Source organism: Rhodanobacter sp. GW835-FHT13D09, assembly GCF_058793995.1.
In genome coordinates this window covers 78,280-92,712 of record NZ_JBXAGL010000012.1, presented here as the reverse complement: position 1 = coordinate 92,712, position 14,433 = coordinate 78,280, and the positions used below count along the sequence as shown (strand labels likewise).

The window sequence follows — 14,433 nt, the reverse complement described above, 5'->3', positions numbered from 1 at the left end:
TCCTGTGGTTTTCTTCCATCGCGAGTCCGGCACATGTATGCATGCCATCCTGGCATGCACCCTGCGGGCCAGCCTGCGGCTGTTCAAATCCGCTCCCGGCGGATTTGTCCGGGCTTGCTCACGCGAATCGGGCACTTGCGTGCCCGATCCGCGTCCGGCCATCGGGCAACCGCTCCTGCGTAGCCTCAACTCGGGCATCCATGCCCTCGCCATGCCCTCGCCATGGCCGGGCTTCGAGGTTGAATAGTCACAACCTCTCAGCTCTGCATCTTGCTCTGCAGGTAGCGCTCCGCGCCGATGTCCCCGACCAGGCTGAACTGGGTTTCCAGCCAGTCGATGTGCTCTTCCTCGTCGTGCAGGATGCCCTTGAACAGGTCACGGCTGACGTAGTCGGCGATGCCTTCGCTGTACGCAATCGCCTCGCGCAGGTCCTTCACCGCGGCCAGCTCCAGGTCCAGGTCACCCTGCAGCGATTCCAGCGCGTTCTCGCCGACGCGCAGCTTGCCCAGGTGCTGCAGGTTCGGCAGGCCGTCGAGGAACAGGATACGCTCGATCAGATGATCGGCGTGCTTCATCTCCTCGATCGACTCCTTGTACTCGTGCTCCGCCAGCTCGCTGTAGCCCCAATCCTTGAACATGCGGCAATGCAGGAAGTACTGGTTGATCGCGGTCAGCTCGTTGTAGAGCACCTTGTTGAGGAATTCGATGACCTTCGCATCACCCTTCATGGCTTCCACTCCGAATCTAGGACAACGTCGACTATACAAACTCCGCGCCCCAGTGGCGGAAATGAGAATGGCAACGGTTTGCCTGGTGCGGGATGAAGTCTCCGCACGACGCGAACGGACGAGGGGAACTCAGGCTGCGGCGAGTGGCAGCGGGCAGGTGACCTGCGACAAGGCCTTGTCGAACGTGGCGCGCGCTTCCTGCTCGCAGCAGCCGCAACAATCCGAGCAGCCGGTGCGGGCCTGCAGTTCGGCAAAGGTATGCACGCCATTGGCCGCTTCGCGGCGAATGGCGTGATCGGTGACGGCGTTGCACATGCAGATGTACATGGCGCGTATAAGAACGCGAATGCGAATGATTGTCAACAATCGGTCGATTGACCGCGGCCATCCGTTCAGGCGGCGGCGCGACCGTCGCGCGGCCCGGTGGGCGGGGAATCCGCGTCGTCGCGCGGGGGCAGCTTGCCGAGCTGGATGCCGAACTGGTCTTCCACCAGCGGGGCGAAATGCCGCAAGGCCCGTTCGTAGACCTGGCGCTTGAAGTTGACCACATGTGCCGCGGGGTACCAGAAATCGACCCAGCGCCACAAGTCGAACTCCGGCTTCTCGCAGGCATCGAGCTTCAGCTCGCACTCGTCGCCGACCAGCCGGAGCAGGAACCAGACCTGTTTCTGGCCGATGCAGATGGGGCGCTGGTGGTGGCGTACATAGCGGCTGGGCAGGCGGTAGCGCAGCCAGCCGTGGGTGGCGCCGAGCACCTCCACGTGATGCGCGGCCAGCCCGGTCTCCTCCTGCAGCTCGCGGTACATCGCCTCCAGCGGAGTCTCGTCGGTGTGCATGCCACCCTGCGGGAACTGCCAGCCATCGCGACTGACCCGGCGCGCCCAGAACAGCTGGCCGTCCGCGTTCAGCAGCACGATGCCCACGTTCGGACGGTAGCCATCAACATCGATCATGTCGCCTCCTGGGGCGCGTGGCGCGGTTCGCCAGCACGGCCACATCTAAGCTCCTCGGCCGATTCAACCACAGCGCGCGAAGCAGCGGCAAGCGACAGACTTGAACCCGGCGGGCGACACGACTACACTGCCGCGCCCCGCCCGCATCGTTCCGATCCGGCAAGGCGGGTTCCCCCGTGGCTATGTAGCTCAGCCGGTTAGAGCACAGCACTCATAATGCTGGGGTCGGTGGTTCGAGTCCACCCATAGCCACCATGACCCGGGCGTGTATCTTTCCGCCGGTTCATCCATCGCCATCATGCAGGCGTACGCCATGCACATCTTCAAGATATTCCAGGTCGAGGCGGCGCATCGGCTGCCGAATGTGCCGGTCGGGCACAAGTGCGCGCGGCTGCACGGGCATTCGTTCCGGGTAGAGATCCATGTAACCGGCGAGCCGGACCCGCAGTTGGGCTGGGTGATGGACTTCGCCGACGTGAAGGCGGCCTTCGCGCCGCTGTTCGACCAGCTCGACCATCATTACCTCAACGAGATCGAAGGGCTGGAGAACCCGACCAGCGAGATGCTGGCGCGCTGGATCTGGCGGCGCCTGCAGCCGCGCCTGGCTGGGCTGGACAAGGTGGTGGTGCACGAAACCTGCACGTCGGGCGCCAGTTGTAGCCGTGACAGTTTTTGACGCGTCGCAATGTTTCATGGAATCGTTATAAAATGGCGTTTTTAAATGAGAATTTTCTCGCGGCGCTAGTAAGCTACAAAAAATATATTGCAATGCACAAAATTCGCTGCTAGAGTGCCTGTCACTACCCCCATCCTCAACGAGGACGACGCCATGACGCAGCAGCTCAACAACCAGCTTTTCGCTTTCACCAAGCAGTTCACCGACAGTGCGTTCAAGGCCCAGTCGCTGGCTCTGAAGGGCCTGGAGACGGTCGCCGAGCTGCAGCTCAAGGCGCTCGAGGAGCAGGCCAAGGTTTCCTCCGAGTTCGTTGCCGAGGTGCTGGAGACCCGCGATATCAACGGTCTGCGCAGCCTGTGGGAAAAGGGCGCCAACCTGAGCCGCGACAACGCCGAGCGTGCGGTGGCGGTGTCGCAGGAAGTCCTCGCGATCACCCAGAAGACCGCCGAGTCGCTGAATGCGCTCGTGCAGGAGCAGCGCCAGGCCGCCAACGATGCTGTGGCCGTGCCGGCCGCTGCTGCCAAGAAGGCTGTCGCCAAGTAATCCAGCGGTACCGTCCCGTTCCCATGCGATGAAACAGGGCCGAACCTCGTGTTCGGCCCTGTTTGTGTGTGTCATCGCAAGAACGCCGGTGCCGGGTCGGATGGCGCGACCGGGTCACGAAATCCGGCGGATGGACGCGATGTCGCAGGCTGCATGGGTTGTCGCTGCAATTGCCGCGCTGATATACTTTTACGGATTGGATCGTGGCCCGCAGCTGTATCGGTGCCGCCTGATGCAGGCCGCGCGGAGACGCTACGTGCTCAACAGTCTTGCCTCTGGTCGACGCCTCGCCTTGCGCATCATCCTGCTGCAGCTCGCTGTGGCGTTGCTGGCTGGCCTGGTTTTCCTGGCGCTGGGTCATCGCGAAGCGGTGGCGGCAGCGGCAGGCGCGACAACGGTGGCGCTGGGTACTGCGCTGATGTCGGTGCGGTTTTTCGGCGACGTTGGCGGGGCAGGCCAGGCGCTGGGTCGCCTGCTGACGGGCATGCTCCTGAAGTGGATCGTGATCGTCGGGGGGCTGGTCGTGATCCTGTTCCAATTCAAGTTGCCACCGCTGGCCGCCATCACGGGGTTGGCGGCGGCTTACGCGGTTTATCTGCTGGCGTTCAGATTCAAGGGTTGATCCATGGCAAGCGAGCCGACTGGCGGTCTTACCGAATACATCCAGCACCATCTCAAGCACCTGACCCCGCATACCAGCGAGGGCGGCTTCTGGGCGGTGCACGTCGACTCGGTCACCGTGTCGCTGGTGCTGGGCCTGCTGTTCTGCCTGTGGTTCTGGCTGAAGGCGCGCAAGGCCACCGCCGGCGTGCCGGGCAAGGGCCAGGCCTTTGTCGAGATCGTGCTGGAGTTCGTCGACGGCCAGGTCAAGGATGTGTTCCATGGCGACCGCCGCGTGCTGGGCCCGCTGGCGCTGACCGTGTTCGTCTGGGTGTTCCTGATGAACGCGATGGACCTGCTGCCGGTCGACCTGCTGCCGTGGATCACCGAAAAGTTCGGCGTCGGCCACTTCCGCGCCGTGCCCACCGCCGACATCAACATGACCTTCGCGATGTCGTTGACGGTGTTCGCGCTGATCATCTTCTACAGCTTCAAGGCCAAGGGCGCCGGCGGCTACACGCACGAGCTGTTCACCGCGCCGTTCGGCAAGCATCCGCTGCTGTGGATCCCGAATTTCGCGCTGAACCTGGTCGAGCTGGCGTCCAAGCCGGTGAGCCTGGCGATGCGACTGTTCGGCAACATGTACGCCGGCGAGCTGGTGTTCATGCTGATCGCCGGCCTGTTCAGCGCCGGCGCCGGCCTGGCGGGCTGGGCGCTGTACGGCGCCGGCATCATCGGTTACACGGTGTGGGGCATCTTCCACATCCTGATCATCTCGATCCAGGCGTTCATCTTCATGGTGCTGACGATCGTGTACATCTCGATGGCACACGATCACCACTGATCGCGTTCGTCGAACCCTTCGCTTCAACCGTTTTGCCTATTCCAGTTCGAATTTCTCAGGAGACCACCGTGGAACATCTCGTCCAGTTTGCACAAATCCAGGGCTTCACCGCCATCGCGCTCGGCCTGATCATCGGCCTGGGTGCACTCGGCGCCTGTATCGGTATCGGCGTCATGGGCTCGAAGTTCCTTGAAGCCGCTGCGCGTCAGCCGGAGCTGGTGCCGCTGCTGCAGGGCCGCATGTTCCTGCTGGCCGGCCTGATCGACGCTGCGTTCCTGATCGGCGTGGCGCTGGCGATGTACTTCGCGGTGGCCAACCCGCTGCTGGGCAAGATCCTGTCGGCTGCCGGCGCGGGCCAGTAAGCGACATCCTCCGGTGGCGCCGTTGCGGCGCCATCGCGTATCCGATCCGGGCGCCGCGTGATGCCCGGGTCCGTTCCACTCCGTATCTACAGGTAACGCAGCGATGGATTTCAACGCGACCTTGATTGGCGAAATGATTTCGTTCGCCATCCTGATCTGGTTCAGCGTCCACTTCATCTGGCCGCACATCAACAAGGCCATCGAGGACCGGCAGGTCAAGATCGCCGAGGGCCTGAATGCTGCCGAGCGCGCCCACGCCGAGCTGAAGAGCGCAGACGTGAAGGTGGCCGGCGAGATCAAGCAGGCGCGCCAGCAGGCCTCGGAGATCATCGACAAGGCCCAGCAGCAGGCCAACCAGATCATCGAGAAGGCCCGTGCCGAGGCGATCGCCGAGATCAACCGGCTGAAGGCCTCGGCGCAGGACGACATCGCCTCGCTCGCACAGCGCGCCCGCGACCAGCTGCGCGAGCAGGTCGGCGCGCTGGCGGTGCAGGGCGCCAGCAAGATCGTGCAGCGCGAGGTCGATGCCTCGACGCATAAGGCCCTGCTCGACCAGCTCGCGGCAGGTCTTTGATCCATGGCCCAGGCAATCACCCTCGCCCGCCCGTACGCCCGCGCTGCGTTTGAGGTGGCGCATGCGGCCGGTTCGCTGACCGCATGGTCGCAGGCGCTGGCGTTCGCCGCCGCGGTGGCGAAGGATCCGCGCGTGGCCGGCTTCGGCAACGACCCGCGGGTGCTGCCGGCGCAGCTGGTAGCGCTGCATCTGCCCGCCGGCGTGGCCGCCGACAGCCCGTTCGGGCACTTCCTCGCCGAGATGGCCGAGCAGCGCCGGCTGGCGTTGCTGCCGGAAACGGCCGAACTGTTCGAGGCGTTCAAGCGCGAGTCCGAATCCCAGCTGCTGGTCAAGGTGACCAGCGCGATGGCGCTGGACGCGGCGCAGGCCGAACAGCTCAAGGTCTCGCTGAAGCGCCGCTTCAGGCGCGAGATCGAACTGGAAACCCAGGTCGATGCCTCGCTGCTGGCTGGCGTGGTGATCGATACCGGCAGCGAAGTGATCGACGGCTCCGCCCGCGGTCGTCTCGCGCAGCTTTCCAGTGCTTTGGCAAATTGATTTAACGCGAAGTCCATTTCGCGAAGGGCAAGACCGGCCGTCCGTGGCCGGACAGATTGAGTAAACGCGAAATCCGTTTCGCGAAGAGCAAAAACCGGCCATCCCTGGTCGGACAAATTTAGGCAAGCGCGAAGTCGTTTCGCGAAGAGCAAAACCGGCCATCCATGGCCGGACTCTTCAAAAGAGAATTCAATTTCGGGATAGGCAACCATGTCCAGCAGCACACTGAATCCGTCCGAGATCAGCGAACTGATCAAGAGCCGCATCGAGCAGTTCAAGCTCGGCGCGGAAGCGCGCAACGAGGGCACGATCATCAGCGTGTCCGACGGCATCGTGCGCATCCACGGCCTGGCCGATGTGATGCAGGGCGAAATGATCGAGCTGCCGGGCAGCGCCTACGCGTTGGCGCTCAACCTCGAGCGCGACTCGGTCGGCGCGGTGGTGCTGGGCGAATACCAGCACCTGCGCGAAGGCGACACCGCCAAGACCACCGGCCGCATCCTCGAAGTGCCGGTCGGCCCGGAGCTGCTTGGCCGCGTGGTCGACGCGTTGGGCAACCCGATCGACGGCAAGGGCCCGCTCAACGCCAAGCTCAACGCGCCGATCGAGAAGGTCGCACCGGGCGTGATCTGGCGCAAGTCGGTCGACCAGCCGCTGCAGACCGGCTACAAGTCGGTCGACGCGATGATCCCGGTCGGCCGCGGCCAGCGCGAGCTGATCATCGGCGACCGCCAGACCGGCAAGACCGCGCTGGCGATCGACGCGATCATCGCGCAGAAGAATTCCGGCATTAAGTGCATCTACGTCGCGATCGGCCAGAAGCGTTCGTCGATCGCCAACGTGGTCCGCAAGCTCGACGAGAACGGCGCGCTGGCCAACACCATCATCGTGGTCGCCTCGGCGTCCGAATCGGCCGCGCTGCAGTATGTCGCACCGTACTCCGGCTGCGCGATGGGCGAGTACTTCCGCGACCGCGGCGAAGACGCGCTGATCGTCTATGACGACCTGTCCAAGCAGGCCGTGGCCTACCGCCAGATCTCGCTGCTGCTGAAGCGCCCGCCGGGCCGCGAAGCGTACCCGGGCGACGTGTTCTATCTCCATTCCCGCCTGCTCGAGCGCGCCTCGCGCGTGTCCGAGGAGTACGTCGAGAAGTTCACCAACGGCGCCGTGAAGGGCAAGACCGGCTCGCTCACCGCGCTGCCGATCATCGAGACCCAGGGCGGCGACGTCTCCGCGTTCGTGCCGACCAATGTGATCTCGATCACCGACGGCCAGATCTTCCTGGAGACCGACCTGTTCAACGCCGGCATCCGCCCGGCCGTGAACGCCGGCATCTCGGTGTCCCGCGTCGGCGGCGCCGCGCAGACCAAGATCGTCAAGAAGCTGTCCGGCGGCGTGAAGCTGGCGCTGGCGCAGTTCCGCGAGCTGGCGGCGTTCGCGCAGTTCGCCTCGGACCTGGATCCGGCCACCCGCGCGCAGCTGGACCGCGGTCAGCGCGTCACCGAGCTGATGAAGCAGAAGCAGTACGCCCCGCTGTCGATCGCGGAGCTGGCGCTGTCGGTGTACGCCGCCGAGCAGGGCTACCTGGACGACCTGCCGGTGAACCAGGTGCTGGCGTTCGAGAAGGGCCTGCACGCGTTCATGCACCAGAACCACGCCGACCTGATGAAGACCATCGTGGCCACCGGCAACTGGGACAAGGACATCGAGGCCGTCTTCAAGGCTTCGCTGGACGAGTACAAGAAGACCGGCAGCTGGTAAGCCGATCCGGGAACCGGGAGCCGGGATTCGGAGCCGCAGGCCGCGGCCTGGACGAATCCCGAACCCCGTCCCGAATCCCCCGAGCGAGCAAAGCGAGCGAATAGAGCATGGCAAGCGGACGCGAAATCAAAACCAAGATCAAGAGCACGCAGAACATGCGCAAGGTGACGCGCGCGCTCGAGATGGTCTCGGCCTCGAAGATCCGCAAGGCGCAGGACCTGATGAAGGCCTCGCGCCCGTATGCGCGCTCCATGCGCAAGGTGATCGCGCACGTGGCGCAGGCCAGCACCGATTTCAGCCATCCGTTCCTGGTCCAGCGCGACAACGTGGCGCGGGTCGGCTACATCGTGGTGTCGACCGATCGCGGCCTGTGCGGCGGCCTCAACTCCAACCTGTTCCGCCGCCTGCTGCCGGCGATCGCCGACTGGCAGAAGCAGGGCGTGCAGGTCGACGTGGTGGCGATCGGCCAGAAGGCCGTGGCGTTCTTCCGTCGGCTCAAGGGCGTCAACCTGGTCGGCAGCGTCAGCCATCTCGGCGAGAAGCCCAAGCTCGAGCAGCTGGTCGGCGTGATCAAGGTGATGATGGACGCCTACCAGGCCAACGGCCTGGATCGCGTGTTCCTCGCCTACAACGACTTCGTCAACACCATGACGCAGAAGCCGACCATCGACGCGCTGCTGCCGCTGCCGCTGGTGGCCGCGGAGATGGAAGCGCACCAGGACGCGGGCGAGTCGGCCTATGCCGGGGTCAAGCTGGAAGCGAGCCACGACTGGGACTACATCTACGAGCCGGACGCGCAGACCGTGCTGGAGCACGTGCTGACCCGCTACATCGAGTCGGTGGTGTACCAGGCGGCGCTGGAGAACCTCGCCAGCGAGCACGCCGCGCGCATGGTCGCGATGAAGAGCGCGTCGGACAACGCGAACAAGGTGATCGGCGAACTGACCCTGGTCTACAACAAGGCCCGCCAGGCCGCGATCACCCAGGAAATTTCGGAAATCGTCGGAGGCGCGGCGGCGGTATAAGTGCGATCGTCCCTGATCGCAGAACAAGATCAAAAAGCGGCCATCCGTGGCCGCAACGTTGAACAAAAGCGATCATCCGTGATCGCAAGGCAACATCAAAAAGCAACCATCCGTGGTTGCACTCTCAAATGAAGCGACGCTTCGTCGGCGCTATGACAAGACACTTAGAGATTCATCCGGAGCTATCAGCATGAGCCAGGGCAAAGTTGTTCAGATCATCGGCGCGGTCATCGACGTGGAGTTCCCGCGTGACCAGGTGCCGCAGGTGTATGACGCGCTGAAGATCGACGGCACCGAGATCACGCTGGAAGTGCAGCAGGTGCTGGGCGACGGCATCGTGCGCACCATCGCGCTCGGTTCCACCGAAGGCCTGAAGCGCGGCCTCGTGGCCCGCAACACCGGCGAAGGCATCAAGGTGCCGGTCGGCAAGCAGACCCTCGGCCGCATCATGGACGTGCTTGGCAATCCGATCGACGAAGCCGGCCCGATCGGCGAGCAGGACCGCTGGGTGATCCATCGCGAGGCGCCGAGCTACGCCGACCAGGCCGCGGCCAACGACCTGCTGGAAACCGGCATCAAGGTGATCGACCTGGTCTGCCCGTTTGCCAAGGGCGGCAAGGTCGGCCTGTTCGGCGGCGCCGGCGTCGGCAAGACCGTCAACATGATGGAGCTGATCAACAACATCGCCAAGGCGCACGCGGGCCTGTCCGTGTTCGCCGGCGTGGGCGAGCGTACCCGCGAGGGTAACGACTTCTACCACGAGATGAAGGACTCCAACGTCCTGGACAAGGTGGCGATGGTCTACGGCCAGATGAACGAGCCGCCGGGCAACCGCCTGCGCGTGGCGCTGACCGGCCTGACCATGGCCGAGTACTTCCGCGACGAGAAGGACGAGACCGGCAAAGGCAAGGACGTGCTGCTGTTCGTCGACAACATCTACCGCTACACGCTGGCCGGTACCGAAGTGTCCGCGCTGCTCGGCCGCATGCCGTCGGCGGTGGGCTACCAGCCGACCCTGGCCGAGGAAATGGGCGTGCTGCAGGAGCGCATCACCTCGACCAAGACCGGCTCGATCACCTCGATCCAGGCCGTCTACGTGCCCGCGGACGACCTGACCGACCCGTCGCCGGCGACCACCTTCGCCCATCTGGACGCGACCGTGGTGCTCTCGCGCAACATCGCCAGCCTGGGCATCTACCCGGCGGTGGACCCGCTCGACTCGACCAGCCGCCAGCTCGATCCGAACGTGATCGGCCAGGAGCACTACGAGGTCGCGCGCAAGGTGCAGGGCACGCTGCAGCGCTACAAGGAACTGAAGGACATCATCGCGATCCTGGGCATGGACGAGCTCAGCGAAGAGGACAAGCAGGCGGTGGCCCGCGCGCGCAAGTGCGAGCGCTTCTTCTCGCAGCCGTTCCACGTGGCCGAGGTGTTCACCGGCTCGCCGGGCAAGTACGTGTCGCTGAAGGAAACCATCCGCGGCTTCAAGATGATCGTGGACGGCGACGTCGACCACCTGCCGGAGCAGGCGTTCTACATGGTCGGCGGCATCGACGAGGCGATCAAGAAGGCCGAGGAGATGGGCGCCAAGAAGGCCGCGTAAGCGGCTTTCGCCAAGGGCATGGACAAGCTGGCGTCATCGCCGCGATTTGAGCCAGCTTTTCCTTGTACCCCCATTCCCCGCGAGCGTAGCGAGAGAACACCATGACCCACACCATTCGCGTCGACATCGTCAGTGCCGAAGCCGAGATCTTCTCCGGCGACGCGACGATGGTCGTCGCCACCGGCGAGATCGGCGAACTCGGCATCACGCCGCGCCACGCGCCGCTGATCACCCGCCTCAAGCCGGGCCACGTCGACGTGCTGCTGGCCGGTGGCGAGCGCCAGCAGTTCTGGATTTCCGGCGGCATGCTGGAAGTGCAGCCGCAGGTGGTCACCGTGCTGGCCGATACCGCCGCCCGCGCCGCCGACCTGGACGAGGCCTCCGCGCAGCGCGCCAAGAAGGAAGCCGAGGACGCGCTGGCCAACCGCACCGACGCGATGGAAATTGCCGAGGCCCAGGCCAAGCTGGCCGAGGCGATCACCCAGCTGCAGGCGCTGGAGCGGCTGCGCAAGAGCCTCAAGCATTAGCTTTTGCGCTCGTCCGTGAGCGCGAAGATCACACGGGCGGCCATCCATGGAAATGAGGTTCGTGCACTCATCCATGAGTGCAGAGCGAGATCAAAAGGCGGCCATCCATGGCCGCACTTTCAATAGAAGCGGTTGCTTCGATGAATATCGCGGAAGAGAACGCCGGCCTTGTGCCGGCGTTTTCGTATCGGCACGATGCAGCTTCCGGTGGCACACGTGAAGAGGCCGATGACGGGATCGCTGTCCGCTTTCCGCCATGGTGGCTGCGTGCTGTGGCTGCTGCTGGCGGCCTGCGCCACAACGCACCACCGGCCACCGCCGCCGGCTACCGGCGATGCGTCATGGCGGGTGGCCGTGCCGCCCGGCATGGTGCGCTACCCGCTGGCGCTGGGCGAGGTGTCCAGTGGCGCCTCGCCATTCAAGCGCGTGGCGCCGGTGTATCCGCCGGAGCTGCTGGCGGGTTGCCCGCCACCGCAGGAGGTACCGGCGCTGCTGATCGTCGACGGACAGGGCCGGGTCGGCGAGGTGCGCGTGGCGGGCGAGGCCCGAGCCGATGCGGGCCGCCGCGCTTTCATCGATGCGGTGCGCACGGCCGCGCTGCAGTGGCAGTTCGATCCCCTGACGATCACCCGCTGGGCCGCCGATGCCGACGGCAGCAGCCATGTGGTGGACAGCGGGACGAAACCGTTCAGCCTGGCCTACGTGTTCCGCTTCGAGTGCCATGCCGGCAAGCCCACGGTGTCGTCCGCGGCGGCGCAGCCCTGAGCCCTCTCCCGTCAGCCGGCGGACAGCACAGGCTGATATGCTTTTTTGATTACCTCGTGCCAGGGCTCATCCATGAACCACGCTTCCCTACACGTCATCATCCTCGCCGCCGGTGCCGGCACGCGGATGAAGTCGAACCGGGCCAAGGTGCTGATGCCGCTCGCCGGCCGGCCGCTGCTGGCGCACGTGATCGACGCCGCGCGCGCGCTGCGGCCGGCGGCCATCCACGTCGTCTACGGCCACGGCGGCGAGCAGGTGCAGGCGGCGTTCGCCGGTCAGGCCGACCCCGGATCAGGTCCGGGGCAGGTTCTGCGCTGGGTGCTGCAGGCCGAGCGGCTGGGCACCGGCCACGCGGTGGAGCAGGCGCTGGCCGGCGTGCCCGATGGCGTGAGCGTACTGGTGCTGTACGGCGACGTGCCGCTGACCCGGGTCGAGACCCTGCAGCAGCTGGCGGCAGTGGCGGGCGGCTTCGGCCTGCTCACCACCCGGCTGGCCGATCCGCACGGCTACGGCCGCGTGCTGTGCGACGGCGACGGTCGCGTGCGCGCGGTGGTCGAGGAGAAGGACGCCGACGACGGCCAGCGTGCGGTGAACCTGGTCAACACCGGCATCCTGGTGGCCGACGCCCAGTCTCTGCGCGGCTGGATCGGTCGGCTCGAGCGCAACAACGCACAGGGCGAGTACTACCTCACCGACATCTTCGGCATGGCTGCCGCCGAACACCGGTCCGCGCTCAGCGTCGAATGCGCCGATCCGCTCGAAGCCGCCGGTGCCAACAACGCGCTGCAGCTGAGCGAACTGGAAGCGGCCTACCGCCGGCGCGCCGCGCAGGCGCTGATGGCGGCCGGCGTGCGGCTGGCGGATCCCCTGCGCATCGACGTGCGTGGTACGGTCGAGGCGGGGCGCGACGTCGAGCTGGACATCGACGTGATCCTCGAGGGTTGCGTGGCGCTCGGCGACGACGTGCGCATCGGTGCGTTCACCCGGCTGAAGGACGTGCAACTGGCCGCCGGCACGGTGGTGCAGCCGCACTGCGACCTGGACGGTGTGGTCACCCATGGCCCCTGCACGATCGGTCCGTTCGCGCGGCTGCGCCCCGGCACCGAGCTCGACGCCGGCGTGCACATCGGCAATTTCGTGGAAACCAAGAAGGCCCGCCTCGGCGAAGGCAGCAAGGCGAACCATCTCAGCTACCTCGGCGACACCGTGGTGGGGCGCGGCGTCAACATCGGCGCCGGCACCATCACCTGCAACTACGACGGCGTGAACAAGTTCGTCACGCGCATCGAGGACGGCGCCTTCATCGGCTCCAACAGCGCGCTGGTGGCCCCGGTGACGATCGGCGCCCAGGCTACCATCGGCGCCGGCTCGGTGATCACCCGCGACGCCCCGGCCGGCGAACTCACCGTGGCGCGCGGCAAGCAGCAGACGTTCGAGGGATGGAAGCGGCCGGTGAAGCAGGAGTGAGTGAAGAGGAGTGAGGAGTGAGGAGTGAGAGAAGGCAACCGCGGAACGCGCTTCGGCTTTTCTCTCACTCCTCTTCACTCATTTCTCGCCCTACGCGTAACGCCAGCCGTCGATCTCCACCAGCAGCTCGCGGCGACAGATGTCGCCGTGCAGCAGCAGCACCGGCACGCCGGGCAGGCGCTGCTGCAGGAAGCAGCGTACGCGTGCGGCGTCCGCGCCGTGGCGTACGTAGGCCTTCAGCGGTGCGCGGGTGTCGAAGCCGGCGGCCATGCCGGCGTTGGCCAGCAGCGCCTCGAGGTTGAGCAGGGTTTCCTCCAACTGGGCGTCGAGGTTGTCCTCGTGCGCCGAGGCGTGGCCGACCACGGCGGCGGTGCCGGAGATCGCCAGCACGTCCTGCGCCGGCAGCGCCATCGCGCGGGCGAAACTGGGCGGGGTACGGCCGTACTGGCGCGGGTAGCGCCAGGCGCTGACCTGGCGCGGGTTTTCCACGCGCTGGCCGGGCTGGTCGCAGGCCAGCAGGTAGACCTGCAGACGGTGCCCATCGCCGTGGTGGCCGATCGCCGTGGCGGCGGGGAAGCCTTCGGCGAAGAAGTCACCCATGCCGGCGGCACGGCCGTCGCAGAAGTGCTTGTAGCGCTCCGCGTCGCCCTCGCCCTGGTTGATCGCGCCCAGGTAGTTCCATACGCGCAGCACGTGCCGTTCGTCGCGTGCAGCGACGAAATGGTGCAGCCGCTCGTAGGCCAGCTGCGCGGTGGCGGCGGGACCGCCGTGCTCGTGCTCGTCCAGCTCGATCGCCGCGAACAGCCAGCCGCCGCCGGCGGACCAGCGCAGCGCACCGTCGCGGCCGCAGTGCACGGCCGCGTCGACCCGCCACAGCTCCAGCGGCGCGGGCGGACCGAAGCTCTCCAGCGCCACCTGCAGGTAGCGCGGGTCGCCGCTGGGCGCCGCTGCCGCGGCGAAGCCGAACAGCGCCAGCGTGCCGGGCTCGGCCAGGGGGGCAGCGATGTCGGCGACACGGTAGGACACCTGCGGTGCGCGGCGCGGCCGCAGGTCGATCTGCGGGTTTTCACATCCCTGAATCATGGCGTGCAACCGGGAACGATAGGGGCGCTATGTTACACTCCGCGCCCACTGCCACCGGGGGGAGGCAATGCATTCAGCGTACGGAACCGAGCATGGCGGAACAGACAGCGGCGCAGCACGAATTGGCCACCCTGGTCGTGGCATGCCTGAATCTCGACTCCGTCACCCCCGAACAGATCGACCCGGATGCGCCGCTGTTCGGCGGCGAGCTGGGGCTGGATTCGATCGACGCGCTGGAAATCGCCCTGGCCGTGTCCAAACGCTACGGCTTCCAGCTGCGCTCGGACAACCCGGACAACCGGCAGATCTTCACCAGCCTGCGCACACTGTCCGCGCACGTCGAGCAGCACCGCGCCGGTTGACTCCGGCGGTCCGGCCCGGCCGC

General features: G+C 66.0%; 18 protein-coding genes and 1 tRNA gene. 15 read left to right on the top strand and 4 right to left on the bottom strand.

Features of this window, described 5'->3' with window-relative positions:
- Positions 1-257 precede the first annotated feature (257 nt).
- The 3 genes from bfr to AC1Q5A_RS15025 form a co-directional block, all read right to left on the bottom strand.
- Positions 258-728 (bottom strand): bacterioferritin, encoded by a 471-nt coding sequence (bfr, locus tag AC1Q5A_RS15035; protein ID WP_492702000.1) that lies wholly within the window; start codon positions 726-728, stop codon positions 258-260.
- A gap of 129 nt (positions 729-857) precedes the next feature.
- A complete protein-coding gene (locus AC1Q5A_RS15030) occupies positions 858-1,064 on the bottom strand; it encodes a (2Fe-2S)-binding protein (RefSeq protein ID WP_492702040.1) in 207 nt (68 codons plus the stop codon).
- A 56-nt stretch (positions 1,065-1,120) separates the two neighbouring features.
- Positions 1,121-1,681: an RNA pyrophosphohydrolase gene (locus AC1Q5A_RS15025; protein WP_492701998.1), complete on the bottom strand. Its 561-nt coding sequence runs from the start codon at positions 1,679-1,681 to the stop codon at positions 1,121-1,123.
- Between the two features lie 178 nt (positions 1,682-1,859).
- Here AC1Q5A_RS15025 and AC1Q5A_RS15020 point away from each other — a divergent pair.
- From AC1Q5A_RS15020 to glmU, 14 genes are all read left to right on the top strand, one after another.
- Positions 1,860-1,936: transfer RNA gene (locus tag AC1Q5A_RS15020), tRNA-Met, on the top strand.
- Positions 1,937-1,994: 58 nt separating this feature from the next.
- Positions 1,995-2,357 carry a 6-carboxytetrahydropterin synthase QueD gene (queD, locus tag AC1Q5A_RS15015; RefSeq protein WP_492701996.1) on the top strand — a complete coding sequence of 121 codons (363 nt, stop codon included), beginning with the start codon at positions 1,995-1,997 and terminating at the stop codon, positions 2,355-2,357.
- Between the two features lie 153 nt (positions 2,358-2,510).
- The gene (locus AC1Q5A_RS15010; RefSeq protein ID WP_492701994.1) at positions 2,511-2,900 is read left to right on the top strand and encodes a phasin family protein; all 390 of its coding nucleotides are present in this window, start codon (positions 2,511-2,513) and stop codon (positions 2,898-2,900) included.
- A gap of 130 nt (positions 2,901-3,030) precedes the next feature.
- Positions 3,031-3,522 (top strand): ATP synthase I, encoded by a 492-nt coding sequence (locus tag AC1Q5A_RS15005; RefSeq protein WP_492701992.1) that lies wholly within the window; start codon positions 3,031-3,033, stop codon positions 3,520-3,522.
- A 3-nt stretch (positions 3,523-3,525) separates the two neighbouring features.
- The gene (atpB, locus tag AC1Q5A_RS15000; protein WP_492701990.1) at positions 3,526-4,344 is read left to right on the top strand and encodes a F0F1 ATP synthase subunit A; all 819 of its coding nucleotides are present in this window, start codon (positions 3,526-3,528) and stop codon (positions 4,342-4,344) included.
- Positions 4,345-4,412: 68 nt separating this feature from the next.
- Positions 4,413-4,706, top strand: coding sequence for a F0F1 ATP synthase subunit C (atpE, locus tag AC1Q5A_RS14995; RefSeq protein ID WP_114344340.1), 294 nt, complete (start codon positions 4,413-4,415; stop codon positions 4,704-4,706).
- Between the two features lie 103 nt (positions 4,707-4,809).
- Complete coding sequence (locus tag AC1Q5A_RS14990; protein WP_114344338.1) at positions 4,810-5,280, top strand: F0F1 ATP synthase subunit B; 471 nt, start codon at positions 4,810-4,812, stop codon at positions 5,278-5,280.
- Positions 5,281-5,283: 3 nt separating this feature from the next.
- Positions 5,284-5,817 carry a F0F1 ATP synthase subunit delta gene (locus AC1Q5A_RS14985; protein ID WP_492701987.1) on the top strand — a complete coding sequence of 178 codons (534 nt, stop codon included), beginning with the start codon at positions 5,284-5,286 and terminating at the stop codon, positions 5,815-5,817.
- 210 nt (positions 5,818-6,027) lie between these two features.
- Complete coding sequence (atpA, locus tag AC1Q5A_RS14980; RefSeq protein WP_492701985.1) at positions 6,028-7,578, top strand: F0F1 ATP synthase subunit alpha; 1,551 nt, start codon at positions 6,028-6,030, stop codon at positions 7,576-7,578.
- Positions 7,579-7,685: 107 nt separating this feature from the next.
- Entirely contained in the window at positions 7,686-8,603 is a 918-nt protein-coding gene (gene atpG, locus AC1Q5A_RS14975; protein WP_492701983.1) for a F0F1 ATP synthase subunit gamma, read from the top strand.
- 190 nt (positions 8,604-8,793) lie between these two features.
- Complete coding sequence (atpD, locus tag AC1Q5A_RS14970) at positions 8,794-10,206, top strand: F0F1 ATP synthase subunit beta (RefSeq protein WP_114344330.1); 1,413 nt, start codon at positions 8,794-8,796, stop codon at positions 10,204-10,206.
- Between the two features lie 101 nt (positions 10,207-10,307).
- Complete coding sequence (locus tag AC1Q5A_RS14965; protein WP_068096194.1) at positions 10,308-10,733, top strand: F0F1 ATP synthase subunit epsilon; 426 nt, start codon at positions 10,308-10,310, stop codon at positions 10,731-10,733.
- Positions 10,734-10,961: 228 nt separating this feature from the next.
- Positions 10,962-11,498, top strand: coding sequence for a hypothetical protein (locus tag AC1Q5A_RS14960; protein WP_492701981.1), 537 nt, complete (start codon positions 10,962-10,964; stop codon positions 11,496-11,498).
- 72 nt (positions 11,499-11,570) lie between these two features.
- The gene (gene glmU / locus AC1Q5A_RS14955) at positions 11,571-12,965 is read left to right on the top strand and encodes a bifunctional UDP-N-acetylglucosamine diphosphorylase/glucosamine-1-phosphate N-acetyltransferase GlmU (protein ID WP_492701979.1); all 1,395 of its coding nucleotides are present in this window, start codon (positions 11,571-11,573) and stop codon (positions 12,963-12,965) included.
- A 90-nt stretch (positions 12,966-13,055) separates the two neighbouring features.
- On the opposite strand, the gene AC1Q5A_RS14950 is transcribed toward glmU, so the two are convergent.
- Positions 13,056-14,048 carry a chorismate transformation FkbO/Hyg5 family protein gene (locus tag AC1Q5A_RS14950; protein ID WP_492701977.1) on the bottom strand — a complete coding sequence of 331 codons (993 nt, stop codon included), beginning with the start codon at positions 14,046-14,048 and terminating at the stop codon, positions 13,056-13,058.
- A gap of 92 nt (positions 14,049-14,140) precedes the next feature.
- Here AC1Q5A_RS14950 and AC1Q5A_RS14945 point away from each other — a divergent pair, with 92 nt between their 5' ends.
- Entirely contained in the window at positions 14,141-14,410 is a 270-nt protein-coding gene (locus tag AC1Q5A_RS14945) for a phosphopantetheine-binding protein (protein ID WP_027491160.1), read from the top strand.
- The last annotated feature ends 23 nt before the right edge of the window (positions 14,411-14,433 follow it).

Coding starts and splice junctions, on each gene's coding strand:
- bfr (WP_492702000.1), bottom strand. CDS start 728: ATGAAGGGTGATGCGAAGGTCATCGAATTCCTCAACAAGGTGCTCTAC.
- AC1Q5A_RS15025 (WP_492701998.1), bottom strand. CDS start 1,681: ATGATCGATGTTGATGGCTACCGTCCGAACGTGGGCATCGTGCTGCTG.
- queD (WP_492701996.1), top strand. CDS start 1,995: ATGCACATCTTCAAGATATTCCAGGTCGAGGCGGCGCATCGGCTGCCG.
- AC1Q5A_RS15010 (WP_492701994.1), top strand. CDS start 2,511: ATGACGCAGCAGCTCAACAACCAGCTTTTCGCTTTCACCAAGCAGTTC.
- AC1Q5A_RS15005 (WP_492701992.1), top strand. CDS start 3,031: ATGGACGCGATGTCGCAGGCTGCATGGGTTGTCGCTGCAATTGCCGCG.
- atpB (WP_492701990.1), top strand. CDS start 3,526: ATGGCAAGCGAGCCGACTGGCGGTCTTACCGAATACATCCAGCACCAT.
- AC1Q5A_RS14990 (WP_114344338.1), top strand. CDS start 4,810: ATGGATTTCAACGCGACCTTGATTGGCGAAATGATTTCGTTCGCCATC.
- AC1Q5A_RS14985 (WP_492701987.1), top strand. CDS start 5,284: ATGGCCCAGGCAATCACCCTCGCCCGCCCGTACGCCCGCGCTGCGTTT.
- atpA (WP_492701985.1), top strand. CDS start 6,028: ATGTCCAGCAGCACACTGAATCCGTCCGAGATCAGCGAACTGATCAAG.
- atpG (WP_492701983.1), top strand. CDS start 7,686: ATGGCAAGCGGACGCGAAATCAAAACCAAGATCAAGAGCACGCAGAAC.
- atpD (WP_114344330.1), top strand. CDS start 8,794: ATGAGCCAGGGCAAAGTTGTTCAGATCATCGGCGCGGTCATCGACGTG.
- AC1Q5A_RS14965 (WP_068096194.1), top strand. CDS start 10,308: ATGACCCACACCATTCGCGTCGACATCGTCAGTGCCGAAGCCGAGATC.
- AC1Q5A_RS14960 (WP_492701981.1), top strand. CDS start 10,962: ATGACGGGATCGCTGTCCGCTTTCCGCCATGGTGGCTGCGTGCTGTGG.
- glmU (WP_492701979.1), top strand. CDS start 11,571: ATGAACCACGCTTCCCTACACGTCATCATCCTCGCCGCCGGTGCCGGC.
- AC1Q5A_RS14950 (WP_492701977.1), bottom strand. CDS start 14,048: ATGATTCAGGGATGTGAAAACCCGCAGATCGACCTGCGGCCGCGCCGC.
- AC1Q5A_RS14945 (WP_027491160.1), top strand. CDS start 14,141: ATGGCGGAACAGACAGCGGCGCAGCACGAATTGGCCACCCTGGTCGTG.